General features: G+C 62.0%; 24 protein-coding genes. 13 read left to right on the top strand and 11 right to left on the bottom strand.

Annotated elements, in window-relative coordinates:
- The first annotated feature begins 11 nt into the window (after positions 1-11).
- From ACT3CF_RS02205 to rpoN, 5 genes are all read left to right on the top strand, one after another.
- A complete protein-coding gene (locus tag ACT3CF_RS02205) occupies positions 12-632 on the top strand; it encodes a ribonuclease D (protein ID WP_478420095.1) in 621 nt (206 codons plus the stop codon).
- Positions 625-1,269 (top strand): LPS export ABC transporter periplasmic protein LptC, encoded by a 645-nt coding sequence (lptC, locus tag ACT3CF_RS02200; protein WP_478420094.1) that lies wholly within the window; start codon positions 625-627, stop codon positions 1,267-1,269. The genes ACT3CF_RS02205 and lptC overlap by 8 nt, the downstream gene beginning before the upstream one ends.
- A complete protein-coding gene (locus ACT3CF_RS02195; RefSeq protein WP_478420093.1) occupies positions 1,270-1,869 on the top strand; it encodes an LptA/OstA family protein in 600 nt (199 codons plus the stop codon).
- A gap of 115 nt (positions 1,870-1,984) precedes the next feature.
- Positions 1,985-2,761 carry an LPS export ABC transporter ATP-binding protein gene (gene lptB / locus ACT3CF_RS02190; protein ID WP_478420092.1) on the top strand — a complete coding sequence of 259 codons (777 nt, stop codon included), beginning with the start codon at positions 1,985-1,987 and terminating at the stop codon, positions 2,759-2,761.
- 6 nt (positions 2,762-2,767) lie between these two features.
- A complete protein-coding gene (gene rpoN / locus ACT3CF_RS02185; RefSeq protein WP_478420091.1) occupies positions 2,768-4,339 on the top strand; it encodes an RNA polymerase factor sigma-54 in 1,572 nt (523 codons plus the stop codon).
- Between the two features lie 24 nt (positions 4,340-4,363).
- On the opposite strand, the gene ACT3CF_RS02180 is transcribed toward rpoN, so the two are convergent.
- Both ACT3CF_RS02180 and ACT3CF_RS02175 read right to left on the bottom strand, forming a co-directional pair.
- A complete protein-coding gene (locus tag ACT3CF_RS02180; protein ID WP_478420090.1) occupies positions 4,364-4,837 on the bottom strand; it encodes a hypothetical protein in 474 nt (157 codons plus the stop codon).
- A 69-nt stretch (positions 4,838-4,906) separates the two neighbouring features.
- Entirely contained in the window at positions 4,907-5,902 is a 996-nt protein-coding gene (locus tag ACT3CF_RS02175; RefSeq protein ID WP_478420089.1) for a ligase-associated DNA damage response exonuclease, read from the bottom strand.
- Positions 5,903-6,034: 132 nt separating this feature from the next.
- Between ACT3CF_RS02175 and ACT3CF_RS02170 the strand changes: the two genes are divergently transcribed.
- The 3 genes from ACT3CF_RS02170 (at position 6,035) to ACT3CF_RS02160 (ending at position 7,706) form a co-directional block, all read left to right on the top strand.
- Positions 6,035-6,250, top strand: coding sequence for a hypothetical protein (locus ACT3CF_RS02170; RefSeq protein ID WP_478420088.1), 216 nt, complete (start codon positions 6,035-6,037; stop codon positions 6,248-6,250).
- Between the two features lie 242 nt (positions 6,251-6,492).
- A complete protein-coding gene (locus ACT3CF_RS02165) occupies positions 6,493-7,116 on the top strand; it encodes an RWP-RK domain-containing protein (protein WP_478420087.1) in 624 nt (207 codons plus the stop codon).
- Entirely contained in the window at positions 7,029-7,706 is a 678-nt protein-coding gene (locus ACT3CF_RS02160) for a hypothetical protein (RefSeq protein WP_478420086.1), read from the top strand. Before ACT3CF_RS02165 ends, ACT3CF_RS02160 begins: the two co-directional genes overlap by 88 nt.
- A gap of 60 nt (positions 7,707-7,766) precedes the next feature.
- Here ACT3CF_RS02160 and ACT3CF_RS02155 read toward each other — a convergent pair whose 3' ends face one another.
- Positions 7,767-8,525, bottom strand: a complete 759-nt coding sequence (locus ACT3CF_RS02155; RefSeq protein WP_478420085.1) for a hypothetical protein — start codon at positions 8,523-8,525, stop codon at positions 7,767-7,769.
- Positions 8,526-8,579: 54 nt separating this feature from the next.
- Between ACT3CF_RS02155 and ACT3CF_RS02150 the strand changes: the two genes are divergently transcribed.
- The 4 genes from ACT3CF_RS02150 to ACT3CF_RS02135 all read left to right on the top strand — a co-directional run bounded on the left by ACT3CF_RS02150 (position 8,580) and on the right by ACT3CF_RS02135 (position 12,617).
- Entirely contained in the window at positions 8,580-10,151 is a 1,572-nt protein-coding gene (locus ACT3CF_RS02150) for a TIGR04141 family sporadically distributed protein (protein ID WP_478420084.1), read from the top strand.
- Between the two features lie 194 nt (positions 10,152-10,345).
- Positions 10,346-11,749 (top strand): site-specific DNA-methyltransferase, encoded by a 1,404-nt coding sequence (locus ACT3CF_RS02145; RefSeq protein WP_478420083.1) that lies wholly within the window; start codon positions 10,346-10,348, stop codon positions 11,747-11,749.
- Positions 11,746-12,225, top strand: a complete 480-nt coding sequence (locus tag ACT3CF_RS02140; protein ID WP_478420082.1) for a DUF5681 domain-containing protein — start codon at positions 11,746-11,748, stop codon at positions 12,223-12,225. Before ACT3CF_RS02145 ends, ACT3CF_RS02140 begins: the two co-directional genes overlap by 4 nt.
- Positions 12,222-12,617, top strand: coding sequence for a DUF5681 domain-containing protein (locus tag ACT3CF_RS02135; RefSeq protein WP_478420081.1), 396 nt, complete (start codon positions 12,222-12,224; stop codon positions 12,615-12,617). The genes ACT3CF_RS02140 and ACT3CF_RS02135 overlap by 4 nt, the downstream gene beginning before the upstream one ends.
- Before the next feature lie 6 nt (positions 12,618-12,623).
- Here ACT3CF_RS02135 and ACT3CF_RS02130 read toward each other — a convergent pair whose 3' ends face one another.
- Positions 12,624-12,830, bottom strand: coding sequence for a helix-turn-helix domain-containing protein (locus ACT3CF_RS02130; protein WP_478420080.1), 207 nt, complete (start codon positions 12,828-12,830; stop codon positions 12,624-12,626).
- A 122-nt stretch (positions 12,831-12,952) separates the two neighbouring features.
- Here ACT3CF_RS02130 and ACT3CF_RS02125 point away from each other — a divergent pair, with 122 nt between their 5' ends.
- A complete protein-coding gene (locus ACT3CF_RS02125) occupies positions 12,953-13,186 on the top strand; it encodes a DUF5818 domain-containing protein (RefSeq protein ID WP_478420079.1) in 234 nt (77 codons plus the stop codon).
- Here the strand turns inward: ACT3CF_RS02125 and ACT3CF_RS02120 are convergent.
- From ACT3CF_RS02120 to ACT3CF_RS02090, 7 genes are read right to left on the bottom strand one after another with little or no spacing between them, the layout of a single operon-like run.
- Complete coding sequence (locus ACT3CF_RS02120) at positions 13,165-14,040, bottom strand: DUF2971 domain-containing protein (protein WP_478420078.1); 876 nt, start codon at positions 14,038-14,040, stop codon at positions 13,165-13,167. The genes ACT3CF_RS02125 and ACT3CF_RS02120 overlap by 22 nt on opposite strands.
- 40 nt (positions 14,041-14,080) lie before the next feature.
- Positions 14,081-14,359, bottom strand: coding sequence for a hypothetical protein (locus tag ACT3CF_RS02115; protein ID WP_350031591.1), 279 nt, complete (start codon positions 14,357-14,359; stop codon positions 14,081-14,083).
- A gap of 25 nt (positions 14,360-14,384) precedes the next feature.
- Positions 14,385-15,095: a hypothetical protein gene (locus ACT3CF_RS02110; RefSeq protein ID WP_478420077.1), complete on the bottom strand. Its 711-nt coding sequence runs from the start codon at positions 15,093-15,095 to the stop codon at positions 14,385-14,387.
- Positions 15,092-15,856 carry a hypothetical protein gene (locus ACT3CF_RS02105; protein ID WP_478420076.1) on the bottom strand — a complete coding sequence of 255 codons (765 nt, stop codon included), beginning with the start codon at positions 15,854-15,856 and terminating at the stop codon, positions 15,092-15,094. The genes ACT3CF_RS02110 and ACT3CF_RS02105 overlap by 4 nt, the downstream gene beginning before the upstream one ends.
- Positions 15,840-17,690, bottom strand: a complete 1,851-nt coding sequence (locus ACT3CF_RS02100; protein ID WP_478420075.1) for a hypothetical protein — start codon at positions 17,688-17,690, stop codon at positions 15,840-15,842. Before ACT3CF_RS02100 ends, ACT3CF_RS02105 begins: the two co-directional genes overlap by 17 nt.
- A gap of 40 nt (positions 17,691-17,730) precedes the next feature.
- Positions 17,731-17,952, bottom strand: coding sequence for a hypothetical protein (locus ACT3CF_RS02095; protein ID WP_120219631.1), 222 nt, complete (start codon positions 17,950-17,952; stop codon positions 17,731-17,733).
- Between the two features lie 55 nt (positions 17,953-18,007).
- Positions 18,008-19,597, bottom strand: a complete 1,590-nt coding sequence (locus ACT3CF_RS02090; RefSeq protein WP_478420074.1) for a DNA cytosine methyltransferase — start codon at positions 19,595-19,597, stop codon at positions 18,008-18,010.
- Between the last annotated feature and the right edge of the window lie 37 nt (positions 19,598-19,634).

The raw sequence follows: 19,634 nt of genomic DNA, 5'->3' as shown, positions 1-19,634 counted from the left end.
AGGCGGAGTGCATGACCGTCTACCTCCACGAAGAAGACCTGCCCGAAGACGTTTTCGCCCCGGGTGCCGCCATCGCCGTCGATACCGAGACCATGGGTCTGGTGACGCTGCGCGATCGACTTTGCGTCGTCCAGCTTTCGGACGGCGGCGGCGACGAGCATCTCGTCCGCTTCGGCCCGCAGTCGAGCTATGACGCGCCCAATCTGCGCCGCGTCCTGGCGGATCCCGAACGGATCAAGCTCTATCATTTCGCGCGTTTCGACCTCGCGGCGATCCGCTTCTATCTCGGCGTCACCGCCGGCCCGGTCTATTGCACCAAGATCGCGTCGCGGCTGGTGCGCACCTATACCGACCGTCACGGGCTGAAGGAGCTGGTGCGCGAGTTGCTGGGCGAGGAAATTTCGAAGCAGCAGCAGTCGTCGGACTGGGGCGCCCGCGAGCTTTCGGACGCGCAGAAGGAATATGCCGCGTCCGACGTGCGCTATCTCCACGCGCTCAAGGCGGAACTCGATCGTCGTCTCGAGCGTGAAGGGCGCATGGAAATCGCACAGGCATGTTTCGACTTCCTTCCCTGGCGGGCGGAACTCGATCTGGCGGGCTGGCCGGAGGTCGATATCTTCGCGCATGTCTGAGGTTGCGGCACGTCTTCGATCGCAGAAGCGGACCTGGGCCCATCCGGGCAGCGGGCATGACCGCATCGTGCGCATCGCGCTGCTGCTGCTGCCGCTCGGGATCGGCGTGCTCGCGACCTTCCTCGTCGTGGCGCCGCTGACGCTCGCGGGCGACGTCAGCTTCGTGCTCGACAAGAACCGCGTCGCGGTATCGCCCGAACGGCTGCGGATCGATTCGGCGCAGTATCGCGGCGAGGATTCGCGCGGCCGCGCCTTCCGGCTCAACGCCCAGTCGGCGGTGCAGCGCAGCTCGGCCGAGCCGGTCGTGCAGCTCAAGGGCCTGTCGGCCTCGATCGCGCTCCGCGACGGCCCGGCCTCGTTTCAGGCCGATCGCGGCCATTACGACCTCAACCGTGAGCAGGTGTCGGTGGACGGCCCGATCCGCTTTCAGGCGGCGAACGGCTATGCGCTGAACACGCGCGATGCGACGGTGGATCTCAAGACCCGGCAGATGCGCAGCGGAGGTGCCGTCGACGGCACGACGCCGATGGGCAGCTTCAGCGGCAACCGCATGACCGCCGATCTCGAGAACCGCACCGTCGCGATCGAGGGCAATGCCCGCTTGCGGATCATCCCCAAGCGAGCAAATAGGCGCTGAATGAGTCGTTTTTCCGCCCCCGCCGCCGGTCTGGCCCTGCTCGTCCTCGCGCATGACGCGCCGGCGATCGCCCAGCAGCGCCACGACACCTCGGCGCCGATCGACGTCGCCTCGGACCGGATCGAGCTTCAGGACAAGGCGAATCGCGCCTTGCTCAGCGGCAATGTGCGCATCCGCCAGGCGGAAATGACGCTCACCGCGGCACGCGTGACGGTTACCTATTCGGGCCAGATCACCGACGGCTCGCCCCAGGTCAACCGGCTCGACGCCGCCGGCGGGGTGACGATCACGCGGCCGGACCAGAATGCCCGCGCGCAATATGCGGTCTATGACCTCAACCGCCGCGTCATCACGATGATCGGCGGCGTGACGCTGCGCCAGGGCAACAACAATCTTTCGGGCGGCCGGCTTTCGATCGACCTCGACAGCGGCCGCGCGACGATCGACGGTTCGGGCGTGCGCGGCGCCGCAACGCCCGATGCCGGCGAGGCGCCCGGCGGCCTGCGCAGTTCAGGCGGGCGCGTGACCGGGCGCTTCTCGGTGCCCAAGCGCAAGACCGACGGCAACGAAGCGCCCGCCGCGACGACGCCGAAACCATAACCCGGTTTATTCCAGGCGCCTGGCCGATTATCCTTTTCCCCGGCCGGAACTTGCGCCACGTTTCCGGGCGGTGATCGTTGGTATCGCCCCGCCCGTGTCGAGTCAGGGATCCGTGATGACCGAAGCCGCAACGATCGAACACCCGCTGGCCGATCCGGCGCCGCTGCCCGAAAAGGGGCTGGCGGTGGTGTCGATCGCCAAGTCGTATGACAAGCGCGTGGTCCTCACCGACGTGTCGCTCTCGGTCGGTCGCGGCGAGGTGATCGGCCTGCTCGGCCCCAACGGCGCGGGCAAGACGACCTGCTTCTATTCGGTGATGGGCCTCGTGAAGCCCGATTCGGGCCGCATCATGCTCGATGGCGAGGATATCACTCGCCTGCCCATGTATCGGCGCGCGATCCTGGGGCTCGGCTATCTGCCGCAGGAAACCTCGATCTTCCGCGGACTGACGGTCGAAAAGAACATCATGGCGGTGCTCGAGCTGTCCGAGCCCGACCGCGATGCGCGTCAGGCGCGTCTCGACCAGCTGCTCGACGAATTCGGGCTTACCCGGCTGCGCGCCTCGCCGGCGATGGCGCTGTCGGGCGGCGAGCGGCGCCGGGCGGAGATCGCGCGCGCGCTGGCGGCCGACCCGACGATCATGCTGCTCGACGAGCCGTTCGCGGGCATCGACCCGATCTCGATCGCCGACATTCGCGAACTGATCCGCGAGCTCAAGAATCGCGGCATCGGCGTGCTCATCACCGATCACAACGTCCGCGAGACGCTGGACATCGTCGATCGCGGCTACATCATCTATGACGGCCGCGTGCTCTTCGCGGGCTCGCCCGGCGACCTCGTCAAGGACGAGAATGTCCGCCGCCTCTATCTGGGCGAGAGCTTCGAGCTGTAACCGTCCATGAGCCTCGCGCCTCGCCTCGACCTGCGGCAGACGCAATCGCTCGTGATGACGCCGCAGCTTCAGCAGGCGATCAAGCTGCTGGCGCTGTCCAATCTCGAAATCGAGGCGTTCATCGCCGAGGAACTCGAACGTAACCCGCTGCTCGATGCGCAGCCGGGCGAGGGCGGCGACGAGACCGGCGATCCGCGCGGTCCGGGGACCGAGGCGAGCGGCGGCGACGACGGCTTTGGCGACGGCGACGGGAGCAGCGACGGGGGCGATGATGGCGCGCCCTTCGACTCGCCCCAGGATGCGAGCGAGCTGATCGCGGGCCTTGCCGATGCACGCGAGGCGGCGCTCGACGTCGATCTCGTCGCCGAAACCTTCCATCATGATTGCGCGAGCGACGCCATCGGCGGGCTCGACGGCGCGCTCGGCCTCGGCACCGCCGGCGGCGGCAGCGGCGGGGAGGATGCGCCCGACATCGATTCGCTCGGTCAGGGCGAAATCAGCCTTGCCGACCACCTGATGGCCCAGGCGGGTGCGGCGCTTGCGGGCACCGACCTGTTCATTGCGGCGCATCTGATCGACCAGATCGACGCCTGCGGCTATCTCACCGTGCCGCTCGCCGAGGTGGCGACGCGCCTCGGCGTCCCGCTCGCCGCGGTCGAGGCGGTGCTCACGGTGATCCAGACCTTCGACCCCACCGGCGTCGGCGCGCGGAACCTTGCCGAATGCCTGGCGCTCCAGGCGCGCGAGGCCGATCGCTACGATCCGTGCATGGCGCGGCTGATCGACAATCTCGATCTCGTCGCGCGCGGCGACCGGGCGCGGCTGCGGCGGCTGTGCGAGGTCGACGACGACGACCTGACCGACATGATCCGCGAACTGCGCGGCTATGATCCCAAGCCCGGCTGTCGCTATGGCGGCGAACCCACGCCCGCGGTCACGCCCGACCTGTTCGTCGCGCGGCGCGGCGACAATTGGGCGGTCGAGATCAATTCGGCCACGCTGCCCCGGCTGCTCGTCAACCGCGCCTATTATGCCGAGGTCGCGGGCGGGCGGCAGGACAAGGCGGGCCGCGCCTGGCTGTCGGATTGCCTCGCCAGTGCCAACTGGCTGGTCAAGGCGCTCGACCAGCGCCAGCGGACGATCCTGCGCGTCGCGGGCGAGATCGTGAAGCAGCAGGAGGCTTTTTTCCTGCGCGGCGTCGCCCATCTGCGCCCGCTCACGCTGCGCCAGGTGGCGGACGCGATCGGCATGCACGAATCGACCGTCAGCCGCGTCACCAGCAACAAATATCTCAGCTGCGCGCGCGGGCTGTTCGAGCTCAAATATTTCTTCACCAGCGCGATCCAGTCGGCCGATGGCGGCGACGCCGTGTCGGCCGAGGCGGTGAAGAGCGCGATCCGCACGCTGATCGCGGCCGAGGATCCGCGCAAGATCCTGTCCGACGACACGCTCGTCGAGCTGCTGCGCGACAAGGGCTTCGACATCGCGCGGCGGACCGTCGCCAAATATCGCGAGGCGATGGGCATCGGCAGTTCGGTGCAGCGCCGCCGGCAAAAGGCGCTCGAAGGCGCCGGCTGACGCCCTGCCCGGTCGCGCGCCGGCTCAGTGCGCGCCGTTCGCCAGCCCGCCTTCCAGCATCAGCGCGGTCACCGCCCCCATATCGACATATTGCAGGATGCCGGCAAAGGTCGAGACCACCGCCGGGTCCTTCATCATGTCGAGCATCGCGCGCTGGCCGATCGCGCCGAAGCTGCGCTGCAGGTTCGACGGGTCGCGCCGCATCGCGACCACCGCCTCGCTGCGGCAATCGCGCGTCACCAGCCGCTCGACCACCTTGGCCGCGCCGCGCATCGCATCGGCGCGCTGCGCGTCCGAAACGCGCGCCAGATCCTGCACCGCGCTGCTCCGCGCGACGCCGGCAAAGACCCAGCGGATCAGCGCGACGCGGTCGGCGTCGCTCGTGTGGCTCGCCATGCACTGGCCAAAGGGATCGGCCGGCGCCGCCCGGGCGGGAATCGCCCCGCCCAGCCCCGCCGCCATCAGCGCCGCTGCCATCCACCCGTATCGCATCTTCATTCCCCGCGTGACTCGAATCGCCTGCGTCATAGCCGATCGCGCTGAACCGGGCCTTAGCGAGCGCGCGGTTCAGTCGTCCTCGTCGTCATAGCCTGCAAGATCCAGCGCGCGGGCGCGAATCTGGTGCAGCGCGCACCAGTGCACCAGCGCATCCTCGCGCCCATGCGTCACCCACACCTCGCGCGGGGCGATCTCCGCGATCGTCTGCGTCAGCTCGTTCCAGTCGGCATGGTCCGAAAGGATCAGCGGCAGCTCGACGTTGCGCTGCCGCGCCCGCTGGCGGATCCGCATCCACCCGCTCGCCATCGCGGTGATCGGATCGGGCAGCCGTCGCGCCCAGCGATCGTTGAGCGCCCCCGGCGGCGCCATCACGATCCGCCCCTGCAATTCCGCGCGCGGCGCCCCCGTCGCGGGGCGCAATTCGCCCAGGTCGATGCCGTGCGCGACATACAGGTCGCACAGCCGCTGCAACGCGCCGTGCAGATAGATCGGATCGTCGAACCCCATGCGGCGCAGCTCGCGGATGATCCGCTGCGCCTTGCCGAGCGCATAGGCGCCGACCAGCACGCACCGCTCGGGCTCGGCGCGCAACGCGCCCAGCAGCCGGTCGAGCGCATCCTGCGTCGGCGGATGAACAAAGACGGGCAAGCCGAACGTCGCTTCGGTGATGAAGATGTCGCACGGCACCGGCTCGAATGCGGCACAGGTCGGGTCAGGGCGCCGCTTGTAGTCGCCCGACACCACGATCCGCTCGCCGCGATAGTCGAGCACGATCTGCGCCGAACCCAGCACATGCCCCGCGGGGGCCAGCCGCACCGCCACCGGCCCCAGCGCGAACGGCTCGCCATAGCCGGTGGCGATGCCCGGCTGCGGGCCATAGCGCGCCGCCATGATCGCCAGCGTCTCGGGCGTCGCCCAGACGCTGCCGTGCCCCCCGCGCGCATGGTCGCCATGGCCGTGCGTCACCAGCGCGCGCGGCACGGCGACGCTCGGGTCCACCCAGGCGTCGGCCGGGGGGATATAGATGCCCTGGGGGCGCGGCTCGATCCAGTCGCCGGTCGGCATCGGCGCGATATGGGGGGCGCCGGTCCCCGCCGCAATCGCACCGTTGCCGCGGCCCCCCGCACGGTCGCACGCGGATCGAAGCGCGCGCGCCTTCGTTCAACAACGGCGGGGCGGGCTGCGCGGAGGTGCGAGATGGACCTGTCGACGATGCAGGGGCTGATGGTGGTCGTCGGCCCGATCGTGCTGGCGCTGGTGCTGGCCTATGCCGTGCTGCGCAACCGCAGCGCACGCACCGGGATCGACGAGACCGAACGCGCCACGCGCGAGCGTTACGACCGGCAGGATCGCGAGGACCGCGCCCGCGATTCGGGCACGCCGACGCCCCCGCCCGATCGGACAAGGGGCTGAACTGCTGGCTGGATCAGGCGGTTCGGCTGGCGGTGTGTGTAGTCGTCGGCGAACGACGCTTGCTTTCCCTGTTATCAGGGAAAATAGCGCGGTGAGCATCACGAAACCGCCCTTTCACAACTTCGCATCGACGGAAGCATCTGATTTTGCGTCCTAAACCCGCGCCTGTTGGACGATCGGTAGCAGGGAAGACATAGACGTCGTTCAGCGAACAATACCGGTTGATCAGGGAACAAGGTGACGTGGCGAAACTGACTCGCGAAGAGCTCTATGCGCTTGTCTGGGATCGCCCCATGACGAGGCTGGCCAAGGAATTCGGGCTATCGGATGTAGCCTTGCACAAGATCTGCCGAAAGCATGAAATCCCGACGCCGCCGTTGGGATACTGGGCAAAGAAGGCGCATGGGAAGCCAGTAACCAACACGCCGTTGCCGAAAGCGCGAGGCGCAAACAGTCAGTATCATATCCTCATTCGTGAGGGTGCCGGGTCGGCAGAAAGCGAAGCGGCCGCCATGGCCCGGGCGCGAGTCAATCAAGCCATTGTGGGTCGGCTGGAACAGGAGTCAGATGAAGTCGACGATCCGATACTTCGTCGCACGATCGAACGCCTGTCCGAGGCCAAGGCTGATCGCTCGGGCATTGCGAAGATCGAAGGCAAGAACGTGATCAAGGTGGCCTCCGCCCAGACTCGGCGGCGCGCGCTCAACAGATTCTGGAAGAGTTGGTTCGAAGCGCCCGAGCAGCCGGGATTACGCTGGCTGCGGGAGAGCGCGGTGCGGTGTGGCGTGCCGAAGGTGAAGAAGTCTCTTTCGATTTCGCCGAGGTGGCCGACCGTGTCGAGCACGTCCCCACCGAGGCCGAGTTGAAAGCCGTGGCCAGGTGGGAGGCCGAACGTGAAGCCTATCGGAAACGAACTGGCTATGATCGGGACTGGGGCCGTCCCCACATTCCGAAATGGGAAGAGCGATATCAGGGCCGCCTGGCCATCAGGCTCGAGGAAGTCCGGATCCGCACGGAAAACGAATATTGGGGGCCCACCATCCGGGGAAAGTTCGCGGACGCCAAGAACCGAGATGTCACCAAGGCGCTCCCCAAGGTCGTTTCCGCCATCGCCGCGATCGCTGTTGCCAAACGGGAGAACCGCGAGGCCGATGAACGTCGCAGGCTGGCGCGCGAGGACGCCGAACGCCGCCGTGCGGAGGCCGAACGGCGCGCCGAACTCAAGCGCAAACGAAATACCATGCTGGAAAAACTGGTGACCGAGCATGAGGAAACGGTCCGGTTGGAAGGCTATCTGTTGTCGCTGGAACAAATGGTTGATGGTCGGTACGTCCCGGAGCAGATCGCGAGGTTCATGAACTGGCTGAGGGAAAGACTGGAACGGCTACGGGCCGCTTCGACACCCGAGTCAATTGATGCGCGGCTTGCCCGCGAAAAGCTTTTTGACGCTGAATGAAGACGGTCAGGAGCTCTGGCCACAACCGTCAAGCAAGGCATGTCAGTTCGCGAAGGCCTCTTATGTGTCGGTACTGCGCAAATATGCTTGAAGCCTCGCGGTCACAATCTCGCGATCGCGGCTGTTTCGTACCAAGCGACCGCCGCTTGTATGATCGAACTCCGCATAATCGAAGATAACCAGTCCATAGCCATGCCTGGGCAACAGGGTGCGGCGATAGTCATCATACCGCCGTCGTTGCTCGCCGCGCGGCACGCCCGACACCGTAATCCGTTCGTCGAACAGCTTCACGCGCTGGGTATGCTGCCGCTCGTGGTACTCGATCACGAGGCGAAGTTCGTGATAATATGCATCGACGGGCAGCAATGACCGTCGACCAGAGGACCCCGGATCGCCCTGCAGGAACGAAAAACGGTGCTGGCGTGAAGCCTTCCTGCCGAGGACCGCGTCGCAGATGTCGATGATCCAGGCTTCATCACTGCTCGCTCTGACGGATGACGGCGAGCTGTTACGTGCCTTACCAATGGCGGGCTTGATCCCCCTGCCATGGGCGAGCGTATCGAGCACCCGTGTCATGTCGGCGTGCTCGGCGCTGCCGATGCGAACCTCCCAACGGCCGTAATGGGAATGCCATTGCAGCCCAGCACTTCGAAGCGCCGCGCGGAACCGTTTTGGATCGATGCCCCGGGACCGGGCCAACTCGATGGCCGATGTGATGGTTGCCTTCCTTGTCATCTGTGACCTGCCCTGATCGATGCCCACTACCAACCATCTTGAAGCGAATTTTTGCCTGGAAAGATCAGAAAATACCTGATGCAATAGAAAGTTCGATGAAAATACTGACTATGTAATCGTCGAACTGATGGGGGCACCATGGCTGAAAAGACCAACAAGCTTACGGTCGGCCTCATAAGAGCCGATCTGACGGAAGTTGACGAGATCGTGAAACCCGATGTTCAGGGCATTTCGGTCGAGGAGGTGGGCATGTTCTACACCGAACGATCCCGGCCACGGCCACCAGACTGGATCACCGACTTTTTCGGCAACGTGCTTGGCGACAATCTCGGCATAATCACGTCGAGCGCAAAGGGCGTTCTGCTCGTGCCCATAGCTGACGGAAACGAGACCCGCATCTTCGCGGTCATCTTCGGGCATGGACGTCACTTGCTGCGGGATGGAGTACTCGAAGAGCGTTTCGGCCTGAAGGTCGTGCTCAACAGCGTCGATCCGGACAGCCTTCGCAGCATCGACAAGACCGCCCTCGGATCTGTTCCGAAGCAGAGTCGGGAGCAGATCAGTCGAGAAGGCGGTGCGGCCAGCTTTGGTATCGATATCGAGCAGGACCTGGTGAATTCCGTGACCGGGAAATCCCGCATCGAGAGATTTGGCCGGACGATTACCGGTCGAGACACCTTTTCGGCCTCCGCTAAATCCGACGTGCGGGATGTCGTTGATTTCCTGACCGAGGCCCTCGAGCAGTCCAGGAAGGAAACATACAAGGATCGCTTTGATTGGATCGACCATATCAAGGACGTGCGGTCCAGGGACGCCATTGAGGCGCTCAACAACGAGCTCGTGCGCCGACTTCAGGCGGGTGAACTGGATCACATATGGATGGCTCCCCCGGATATAATTGACTGGGCGGATGCGAAGGGCTTCCGATATCTTCGCAAGCGGTCACCCTTGTTCCCCGACCTGGATATTGGTGATCTCATCAGCGCCGCCGGCGATCACGCAGTCGACCTCGAGTGGCTCAAGAACTCGAATATCCTGCTTGTATCCGCGGCAAGCGATGACGTTATCGGCCGCCCATGGCCGGCATACAAATGCATGTATGCCGAGATCGAAATCGGCGGTGCGATGCATGTTCTGAATGCCGGCAAATGGTTCCAGGTCGCCGAGGATTTCACAGCACTGGTCAACGCCGATTTTGAAAACACCCCAGAATGCCCAATCGAACTGCCCGAATACCGGCATGGCAATGAAAATCTGTATAATCTGGATGTGACCGCGGCCTTGCCTGGCTCACATTGCATGGATGCCGACCTGATTATGCATGGTGGTGGCCAGAGCAAGATCGAGTTCTGCGATGTTCTGACTCCCGACAGGACGCTTTTCCACGTGAAGCGCTACAGTGGGTCCGCGCAGCTCAGCCATCTGTTCTCGCAAGGTATGGTGTCGGCGGAGCTGCTTCTATCCGACGCCGAATTTCGTCGAAAGCTGAATGATAGGCTGCCTGACGCCCACAAGCTCGCCGATTTCAATGCCCGGCCCGACCCCACGGAGTATGAAGTTGTCTTTGTCGTCATCAGCAAATCAGCCAACCCACTCAACCTTCCCTTCTTCAGCAAGGTGAGCCTGCGAAATGCACGGCGAAGGCTTCTGGCCTATGGATTTCGGGTATCAAGAAAGAAGGTGCGCGCTATCGCGAACGAAGCCGCATGACGCGCTTGGCCGACGCCGCATTTCAGGCAACGCCGACCTTGAGCAAACGATCTGAACAGCTTATGGTCGCAGCGCCTTAGACGGGACTGACGATGCGCGGCATGGGCCGTGATGATCTCGCCGTTGCAGGGCGGTCAAGCTGGACATGGGTTCAGCCCCGCTTGGAAAGGTCCACCGCCGAGCATGGGTGAGGCGTGGTTTTCGGATCAACATCCGGAGCCCACGCCTTTTTTTATGTGGTGGGCTCCGGTAGCGACACGGAGCCCATCATGGCAAAGCTTGAAATCATCTATCGCGCGGTCGGCGATCTTCGCCCCCGCGCCACCAACCCCCGCACGCACACGAGGAAGCAGTTGGAGCAGATCGCGGCGTCAATCCGGCGCTTCGGCTTCACCAACCCGATCCTGATCGACGAGGAGGACGGGATCATCGCCGGCCACGGCCGGGTCGAAGCCGCGAAGCTGATCGGCATGACCGACGTGCCGACGGTTCGGCTCGCCGACATGAGCGAGGCGGACATCCGCGCCTATGTCATCGCCGACAACCGGCTGGCGGAGAATGCGGGCTGGGATCGGGAGCTTTTGGGCCTCGAACTCAAGTATCTGTCCGAACTCGACATCGACTTCGATGTGACGATCACCGGCTTCGAGCCGCCCGAGATCGACGTGCTGATCGGCGAACTGTCGCTTGATGGCGATGCTGATGATCCCGCCGACGCCGTGCCCGAGCCCGCCGCCGGACCCGCCGTCACCCGTCCTGGCGACATCTGGCGCATCGGACCGCATCGCCTGATCTGTGGCGATGCCACGCGCGCGGAAACCTACGCCGCGCTGCTGGGCGAGGAGAAGGCAGCGATGGTGTTCACCGATCCGCCCTATAATGTGCCGATCAGCGGGCACGTGTCGGGTCTCGGTAATGTCCGCCATCGCGAATTCGCCATGGCGTCGGGCGAAATGTCCAGCCCCCAGTTCACCGGGTTCCTGACCACCGTATTCGGTCATCTCGCCGAATTCTCGGTCGATGGTGCGATCCATTTTCAGTGCATGGACTGGCGCCACATCGGCGAAATCCTCGCGGCGGGCGACGCAGCCTATACCGAGCTCAAGAACCTGTGCATCTGGGCGAAGACCAACGGCGGCATGGGCTCGCTCTATCGCTCCGCCCATGAGCTGGTGTTCGTGTTCAAGTCGGGAACGGCGCAGCACGTCAACAATGTCGAGCTGGGCAGGCATGGCCGCTACCGCACCAATGTGTGGAGCTATGCCGGGGCCAACAGCTTCGGCGCCAATCGCGACGAGGATCTGGCCATGCACCCTACGGTGAAGCCGGTGGCGATGGTGGCGGATGCGATCCTTGACTGCTCGCGCCGCAAGGACATCGTACTCGACGCATTCGCTGGCTCCGGCACCACGCTCGTTGCCGCGCACCGGACCGGCCGGCGCGGCTACGGCATTGAGATCGACCCCATCTATTGCGACGTGATCATCCGCCGCATGCGCGAGACCTGCGGCTTGGATGCCGTTCTCGATGCCGATGGGCGCGGGTTCGAGGAGGTCGCTTCGGAACGGCTGACCGATGTGAAGGAGGCGGCGGAATGAGCGACCACGGCGTTGGCAAGGGCCGGCCGCCCCGCAACTGGCAGTTCAAGCCCGGGCAGTCCGGCAATCCGGGCGGTCGGCCTAGGAAGAAGGGCGTGATCGATGTGCGCGCCATTCTCGACGAGCCGATGACCGCGATCCAGGAAGGGCGCGCGCGGACGGTCTCCCCCAGGGAAGCCGTCCTGCGCAAGATGGTGCGAAAGGCGCTCAAGGACGACGATCTGCGAGCGATCCGCTATCTGATCGCCCAGTTCGATCGGCATGGCGTTCTGGAAGCACCACCCTCCGGCATCGGCGGGGGCGTGCTGCCGTTCCCCAATACCATGCCGTGGTCAATGGCGATGGATCTTGCCGAGAATGTCGGGCCGCCGCCCTGGAATGATAAGCAGAAGGCATGGGCGCGGGCGCGCTATCTGGCGAACCGGAGCGATGAGGAACGGCATTACGACGAAGCAAGGGGGTATCCGGACCTGTGAGCAAGGGTGTGAACGAAGCTAGCGGGCGCGATGCTTCGCCTAGGGGTCGTCCTTTCGGCCCGAGCAATCCCGCGCCCCGCAAGGGACGACAAAAGGGCGCGCGCAATGTCGAGTCCATTGTCCGCGAAATCGCCATGGAGAAACACAAGGTGAAGAGCGACGGCAAGATCCGCCGCCTCACCACGGCCGAACTGGTGCTTCTGGCGCTGCGACGGAAGGCGCTGAGCGGCGATGTACGCGCGGCGGCCGATATCGACCGGCTGCATGATCGGCATGGTCCGGCGGAGGTCAAGGGCGGCTGGCTGGTGGTGCCCGCGCCCATGAGCCAGGAGGAATGGCAGGCAATGGTCGAGTTGCACAATCGCTTGGTCGTGCATCCCGACGAACGCTGAGCGCCGTCAGTCGAGAAGCTTGCCCATCGATACGCCGAGCGCATGGGCAAGTTTCTCCACGACCGTGATCGTGGGGTTGCGCGCGCCGCGTTCGATGTCGCTCACATAGGTGCGGAGCAGCCCCGCCTCATCGGCAAAGGCTTCCTGGCTCAGGCCCCTGTCCTGACGCAGTTTTCTCAAGTTGGCGGCGAGCCGCTGGCGAACTTCGTCCATCGCCAGAGAAACACGCGTTCGCAGTCGATCAGTCTACAGACGATCAGTGACATTCCGCTTGACTTCGTTCGGCGTGGAAGCCTTCGGTGTGTCACTTATTGTCTACATTCGGAGCAAGCTCGATGCCACGCGGCACTCGTCATACAGTGACTGGAATACTACACCTCGCCAGGCGCGGCTTCGAGCTGCATGTCGATGGCGGCGGGGTCTGGGCACTCGACGTTCCGTCGTGGCGCCGGACGCGGAAACTGGTGGACCAGCGGGTGACGGTTGTGGGAACACGATCGGGATTCGACCTGCTGGATGTCCATGTTATGTGGACTGCGTCACCTACTCAGCTGATCTCAAGACCGTAGCTGGTCGGCAATCGCCTCACTTCTCGTACCGGCACGCCGTGGAACCTGTCGGCAATCAACTTGGTGAGTTCGCTTCGGAATGCCTTATCCATCTTCTCGCCGATGATGATCTGCTTCACCGCTTCCGTTGGATAGGCTCGCTTGATCGGTTGCTTTCCCCCCTCAAGGGTACGGATCAGGAGTCTGATCTCTCGTTCATAAGCCCATTCTGCAGGCTTTGCCGCGAATGCCCGGCGCCATATCGACTTCATCAATGCGAGCGCCTCATCCGCACATTGCTGGAAGTCTTCCAGCTGGCTTGGCCATGCTTCCTTCTTGTCGAAACATTTCATTTCCGTCTTTGTTTCGTCGATCGCCATCAGGTGATAGTCGTACTGATCTTCAGCGACGACATAGATGAAACTGTCCACGAGCGGAGGCGTATCAAGATATTCGACATCGGTTAGGTAATCCTTGGGATCGTCCCCGAGGATCAGACTTTCATCAAAGGCAACGCAGAAACCGCGCATGCCATCGGCATAATGAGACCACATGAGAAGATTGTCCGGTGCCGCGCAGAAACATGCGATCCGGGTGTGATCGAAAAGCAATTGGAAATCAGGTTGCGCCTCGTCGAGTGACTCGAAATATTCCTGCCAATCGTCCGGAGGATCAAGGATATCCACGTCCACAAAGCCCCAAGTAGCGCACGCGGCCTTGAATCGATCCACTTCATTCAAGGTCGGGATCCCTTGCTGCAGGCTCGACCAGAATTCGAATGGGTCGTTGAAATCCTCGAAATGCCGACAAAACAGAACGCCATTTTGGAGGTTTTCCAGACTGTAATGGTTCGGAGGAAAATACTTGTAGATCATGCCATGGTAATCGAGAATGCCGGAGCCAACCCGCCGAGCATCACTGCTGATTGTTGCCTGAACTATCACTGGTCTTGTTGTCGCGGATGCGCCAGCATTTCGTTTCCGCGTTCTGCTCGACCACCCCTTCAGCTTCCATCAATGCAAGAACGGTCCGGGAAATATGCCCTTCGTGGCCGACGTGCCCTGAGTATATACCAAGCGATCGGCCGATCTGGGCGTTCTTCAAACCGGATGCGGGCGCTTCGGTCAGCAGCAGGTAGATCGCCTCCCGCAGCTTCGCCATCGCGTCCTGTGCCAGTACGTAAGGATATGCCATTTTCCTGCGTCTGCCTTTCGGGTGCCTATTGTTCCTTGGGTTTGAAGCGATCGAATTCCTTGGGAAGCAGGTTCACGATGTGCGCTGCATCCAGATCGAAAAGATTCCAGGTGACATCCAGCTGCTGTCGCACCTTGGCCAGCCGCCGAGGCGTACCGGCCGTCTTGCCGCCCGCTCCTCGCTTCAACCCGTCCTTGCCATCATCGAAATAGAGTTGCCGGGCCGCTCTTTGGAATTCCATGCTGAACATGTCCTGCTGACTTGTCAGCTGCTCGCGTATTTCAGGCAGAACCGAGGGGTGGGCGCACAGCAGATGATCAGCGGCATCGCCGAGGCTGCCCAACAGGACCACCGGCATCCGGATCAGATGGCGCTGGGCCTTCTGCCAGTCTCCAGGGTTACTCGGATACCAGCGATGGATTTCCTTTGGCTTCCTGTCGCCTTCGGAGTTTTTCGGGAACACAACGTCGCGCAGTATGAATGTCAGCCAGGCCCAGATGCCGGCTCTGGGCAACACATGCGTCCACTCGGGACCCAGTGACTGAAGCACTCGAGCAGCCAACTCTTTCGAAGTTGCGGCAGGAGCATCGCTGATCGATTTGGTGCCCGAGACCGGCAATGCAAATTGCGGGTCGACAGGATTGATGGCGCTCTCCGGCAGGTCTCCCTCAAAGATCCGCTTGAAAGCGACCAGCCCCATCGGCGTGAATTCGTATATGGCTGGATATTCTGTCATTCGGCGTCTCCCGGCTGGGTTTCCTGAAGCAGCTGGTCTGCCAGGTTGTGGCGAGAGCAAAACGAATCCAGAAGACGTTCGATGTAGTTCTGCCTCTCGTTCTTCTCTTCGGAATCTGTAGGCGGGTTTTCGCCGGGCATGATGGAATCAGCCCATTTCAGCCAGTCTTCGACCCAAGGCAGATCGTCGGAATATTCTCCTCGCAGGATCTCGTCGAAGACCTGCTTCACGACGCTGGGAAGCACAGCGCCGACAAAAACGGGATCGTTGCGGGCCCACATCGCGGCGTTTGCTATACGCTTGTCCACCTTGACCAGGGGATAGTCCGATTCCCGGATCTCGAGCTTCCATGACTGGGGAGCCGTATCATCCGCAAGGAACAGCAGGATGCCTTTGCTGCTTTCCTGGTCCTTGTGGTCATTCTTCTTCAAGGTCCAGCTGTCGGTACTGGCAAGCAGCAGCCCCATCGCCTTCGTGCCCGGATCAGCGATCCGGAGCTGACAACTCGGCGCGACAAAGCCCTGAGACTGCAACTCCCGGCTGCTGCTCATTTTGCCAACCGTTCCGAGATCAACAATCTCGACCCGCTTGTTCTCGACGAGGCGCAAGGAAACCCGCGCATTTTGTGGAAATTGCTTGAATGCGTCGGGACTGACCAAGGTCATGGTCACCAACGGCTTGCCGCCGATCTCGGTCAGCGAGACCCTCGCGACTGATTTGCTGAGCTGGCGTCTCCCGGTGAGCCTAATCCGTCGACGCATTGCTCTCGGTCCTTATGCGAATGTCGAGTTCACGGCGAGTGTCGAAGCCTTTGACTTCGATCACGCTGCCAGACACCCAGTCCTGAATTCTCAGACGATTGTCCGTGAAACTGGGCGTGCAGTTTTCCGAAAGGATTTCCAGATCCTCGAACCGGAAATCATACTCGCTCCATGGCGGCTTGCCCGAACCATCCGCATAGGCAACCGTGACATCCGCCAAGGCCGGGAACTTCGTGTAGTCGGCATTGGAATTGAGACGAAAGCCATCTTCAAGTGCGTCTACCGTTACCGCACTTGCATTGGCCGGCGGCGGATCGACAACTGTGGGACGATCCGGATTCGGATCCTTCTCGTTGGGCTTCGGCACTTTCTTCTTCGGACTGGACGGGTCCGGCACGGAAAAATATCCCTCCCACACCGAAGTGTCCGGCTCTGCACTCTCTTCGGTCAAGAACTCGCGAAGATCGTCCGGAAGCGATTTGACCAGCCGCTTCACGTGTATTCCATCAAAGCCTGCATCGGCGAGCTTCGTCCGAACCTCCTTGGATTCAAGCAGGTCGAGATGCGCCTTGCCTTCACAGAAATTGAGATACTGAGCCAGCGGCTCCTGATCGATCAGCATGACAAGATCTATGTCAGCGGGCCGCCGGCTGCGAACATCCGGCAGACTCATCCCTTCCCGAAAGAGGCGGTCCAACGGCATCTTGCCATAGGGTGTTGGTGCAGCAACAATCGTCACGCCGACCCTTGTGGTCTGGCCAGACTTGGTCATCGGGAAAGTGAGTTCGAAGGCGATTGTCTCGCCGTTGGCGAGCTTCTCTCGATAGCGTTCTGCATCGGGCAGATCCCGGTAATCGACCAGCTTTGCCTTGGCGTCCGGCAGCTGGATGGCCGACTTTGAACCGGCAAGACCAGCATCGATCATTGCCAGATAGCGGCTGGTCCCGCCCTTGACTGGCTTCGACTTGATGTGTTGCGACACACAGGGCGCAACCTGCTTGATTGAATCCTTGTCGAGGCGATCCACACCCACTTCGACGACCAAGGTTCCGTTGAGAATTGCTGGAGCGAAATGATCTATCGCAGCGGCAAGAATGCCGTCCTCATCCAGCTCGTCATGAGGAAACGGGATGACGAGGGAAAGCCCTGTCAGATCGGCATCCTGGGGGTAAGGCGAAAGCCGGAATGCATCGACCAGCGATGCGTGAAATTCCGCTCCATCATGCAGCCTGTAAATCGAGTTTTCTTCGCTTTCGGCAAGATATGCATGGGTGGACTTGAAGTCCGATCCATATTGATCGGCCTTCAGTACAGACATGCCACATGCGGCAACGGCCTTGTCATCGAAGCGCCGGGTCAGCCCGATGACGGTGTGCATCTGTGAGGCAATCAGAAAGGTCACTCGCCCGATACCTCTGCCTCCCCGTCCGGTGCCGGTCTTGTTCGAGAGGCCGAAGTTCAGCCAGTATCCCCAGAAATCGCCTTTTCGATCCTTCAGATCGCCAAGCAGACCCTTGGTGTTCGAATCCTCGACTACGATCCATTTGATCCGCTCACTGGCCCAGCCTGTTGGCACAGGCAGGTTGGCTCGTTGACGGTGCTCCATTGCCTGCCTGAGGAAGGCCCCGCGTTTTCCAAGTCGATCTTCATGAAAGGAGAAGCGGATGACGACCGGCTTTGTCATGTCCAGCCGGGCATCAAGACTGTTCTGTATAGCCTCTCGGACGAACGTTTCCGAATAGGGATAGTCGACGCGGTCGAACATCTCGCTGTCGAGCCCCTGATTTATGGGCGTGCCTCCGACCGAAGGCCATATCCAGGACCAGCCACTCATGCTTGAACCCCACATTCAGATCTGAAGATACCGCTCACGCCTACAGCCGGAACTCCCCGCCACTGCCCTCGCTTTCCTTCGAAAAGCGCGCTTTGGCACCTTCGAGGCCCTTCTGCAGGGCGCCAAAGATCTTTCGGATGTCAGCTTCGCTGAATTCATAGGCCGACCTGTTGGACAGATTGCCAATCAGCTGAATGTCCTTCAGCGCCTTGTTGACCCTTGCCTCCGCAAGTTCGACGAACTTTTGACGCTTGTCGCGCATAGGAATCTCACATTCTCGAAATATGCGTGGAATGTGTCACGATTCGCAATTTTCGTCAATCCATACGATCACATTCCGAAAATATTGCGGGAATGTGCAGGACGTGCGCCGATCGAAGCAGTCGCGCTTGTGCAAGCAAGTTACTGAGAATGTTTGCAATCTGACGAGCAAGGAGCGGTGGAACAGCATTCCCCACCTGGACAAACTGCTGAGTCCGGTTGCCCTCGAAAAAGTAGTTGTCGGGGAATGTCTGCAAACGCGCCGCCTCCCTGACAGTCAGACTGCGACACTGAGTCGGGTCGGGGTGAATGAAGTAGTGCCCATCCTTGGATATGTGGCTGGTGATGGTGCTGGAAGGAGCGTTCCAGCGCTGCACCCGGAAGCGATCAGCGAACTTACCGGAGTCCCAATTGCCATGTGCAGGGGCCAACTGGCCCGGGTATTCGTCCGCCTTGGGAGAACGTTGAAAGTGCTCGGCAAACACGGCCGCGAAGGCATATCGCGCGAGGTCGCTCTCCATGTGCCCGCGGGTTTCGTGATTGGGGAGTTCTCGCAGTTCCGGATCGCTCAGCCAAGCCCCCAGCCGGTTGTCGGATACCGAAGCCATCTGCCTGCTGGACCGCGGCGGAAGCTCTTCGATTTCCTGGAGATTACGCGCGTGACCGACCAATGTGTCGGCAACGCGGTTCAGCCAGGTGCCTTCATTGCGGCAGGCAGAGGCGGCCGCCCGATATGCCGCGATGACAGTCTTGCGCCATGTTTCGGGGTTGTCTTCAGTACGGCTGAGGCCGCTGCGAAGTTTCGGCATGCCGGATAGAACCGACGATACCGTCGCCTGAGTGGCAACGGGTTCCAGCGTGTGCCCGGAGAGCATCCCGCTGTCGTCACGTGATATTCGGTCGGAGCGGATGCCCAGGAGAATCACGCGGTGACGGCTCTGGGGTATGCCATAGTCTTCGCAGCGAATGATATGGCCGCCGTGGCGCCCCTTGCCACCTGCAACCAGAGGGATGAGCGTGTAGCTGTCGGGACTGCCTCCTGCAGAACGCAGGTCGGACAATACCAGATCGAAGATGCCTTTGCCCTCGACCCTAGAGGACAGCATCCCCTTCACGTTTTCCATCACGAAGGCGACCGGTTTCAGCTTCCCGATGATCCGGATATATTCACGATAGAGGAAGTGGCGATGATCCTCCGCGGGATCGTAACCCTTGATGCCGCGATTGCGGGCACGACCGACAAGCGAATAGGCTTGGCAGGGTGGCCCACCGATCAGGATCGCTTCGTTTCCGGCCACCTCGCGAATTTCGTCGAGCACGGGATCCAGTGCGGCGGTCGCAGCTTCCGTGCCCAGTTCCAGCATCATGGTTTCACGAACCGCTGCGGCCCATTCGGCTGCATGTTGCGCGATCAGGTCATCCCTCGAGATCCGGCCGGCAATATAGTCATAATAGGCCTGCGGTATTCGATCGAACTGCCGAACAAAACTGCGGAGGCGTAATGTAGCGAATGCGGACGCCTCCTTCTCGATCGAAAGCGCAATATCGAAAATTCTGCTTTCCGATTCATCTCGCAACGAAGAAAAACCCTCGGCCAGACCTCCCGGCCCTGCAAACAGATCAACAGTCTTGAAACTTCTGGTCATCCGCCCGACAATTCCTTTCATGGTTCAACCACATACC

Source organism: Sphingomonas chlorellae, from assembly GCF_056485145.1.
The sequence above is the reverse complement of the archived record's forward strand: the minus strand, read 5'-3'. Positions and strand labels throughout refer to the sequence as shown.

Bases quoted from the DNA above. Each gene is read 5' to 3' on its own strand.
- ACT3CF_RS02205 (WP_478420095.1), top strand. From the start codon at position 12: ATGACCGTCTACCTCCACGAAGAAGACCTGCCCGAAGACGTTTTCGCC.
- lptC (WP_478420094.1), top strand. From the start codon at position 625: ATGTCTGAGGTTGCGGCACGTCTTCGATCGCAGAAGCGGACCTGGGCC.
- ACT3CF_RS02195 (WP_478420093.1), top strand. From the start codon at position 1,270: ATGAGTCGTTTTTCCGCCCCCGCCGCCGGTCTGGCCCTGCTCGTCCTC.
- lptB (WP_478420092.1), top strand. From the start codon at position 1,985: ATGACCGAAGCCGCAACGATCGAACACCCGCTGGCCGATCCGGCGCCG.
- rpoN (WP_478420091.1), top strand. From the start codon at position 2,768: ATGAGCCTCGCGCCTCGCCTCGACCTGCGGCAGACGCAATCGCTCGTG.
- ACT3CF_RS02180 (WP_478420090.1), bottom strand. From the start codon at position 4,837: ATGAAGATGCGATACGGGTGGATGGCAGCGGCGCTGATGGCGGCGGGG.
- ACT3CF_RS02175 (WP_478420089.1), bottom strand. From the start codon at position 5,902: ATGCCGACCGGCGACTGGATCGAGCCGCGCCCCCAGGGCATCTATATC.
- ACT3CF_RS02170 (WP_478420088.1), top strand. From the start codon at position 6,035: ATGGACCTGTCGACGATGCAGGGGCTGATGGTGGTCGTCGGCCCGATC.
- ACT3CF_RS02150 (WP_478420084.1), top strand. From the start codon at position 8,580: ATGGCTGAAAAGACCAACAAGCTTACGGTCGGCCTCATAAGAGCCGAT.
- ACT3CF_RS02140 (WP_478420082.1), top strand. From the start codon at position 11,746: ATGAGCGACCACGGCGTTGGCAAGGGCCGGCCGCCCCGCAACTGGCAG.
- ACT3CF_RS02130 (WP_478420080.1), bottom strand. From the start codon at position 12,830: ATGGACGAAGTTCGCCAGCGGCTCGCCGCCAACTTGAGAAAACTGCGT.
- ACT3CF_RS02125 (WP_478420079.1), top strand. From the start codon at position 12,953: ATGCCACGCGGCACTCGTCATACAGTGACTGGAATACTACACCTCGCC.
- ACT3CF_RS02120 (WP_478420078.1), bottom strand. From the start codon at position 14,040: ATGATCTACAAGTATTTTCCTCCGAACCATTACAGTCTGGAAAACCTC.
- ACT3CF_RS02115 (WP_350031591.1), bottom strand. From the start codon at position 14,359: ATGGCATATCCTTACGTACTGGCACAGGACGCGATGGCGAAGCTGCGG.
- ACT3CF_RS02110 (WP_478420077.1), bottom strand. From the start codon at position 15,095: ATGACAGAATATCCAGCCATATACGAATTCACGCCGATGGGGCTGGTC.
- ACT3CF_RS02105 (WP_478420076.1), bottom strand. From the start codon at position 15,856: ATGCGTCGACGGATTAGGCTCACCGGGAGACGCCAGCTCAGCAAATCA.
- ACT3CF_RS02100 (WP_478420075.1), bottom strand. From the start codon at position 17,690: ATGAGTGGCTGGTCCTGGATATGGCCTTCGGTCGGAGGCACGCCCATA.
- ACT3CF_RS02095 (WP_120219631.1), bottom strand. From the start codon at position 17,952: ATGCGCGACAAGCGTCAAAAGTTCGTCGAACTTGCGGAGGCAAGGGTC.
- ACT3CF_RS02090 (WP_478420074.1), bottom strand. From the start codon at position 19,597: ATGACCAGAAGTTTCAAGACTGTTGATCTGTTTGCAGGGCCGGGAGGT.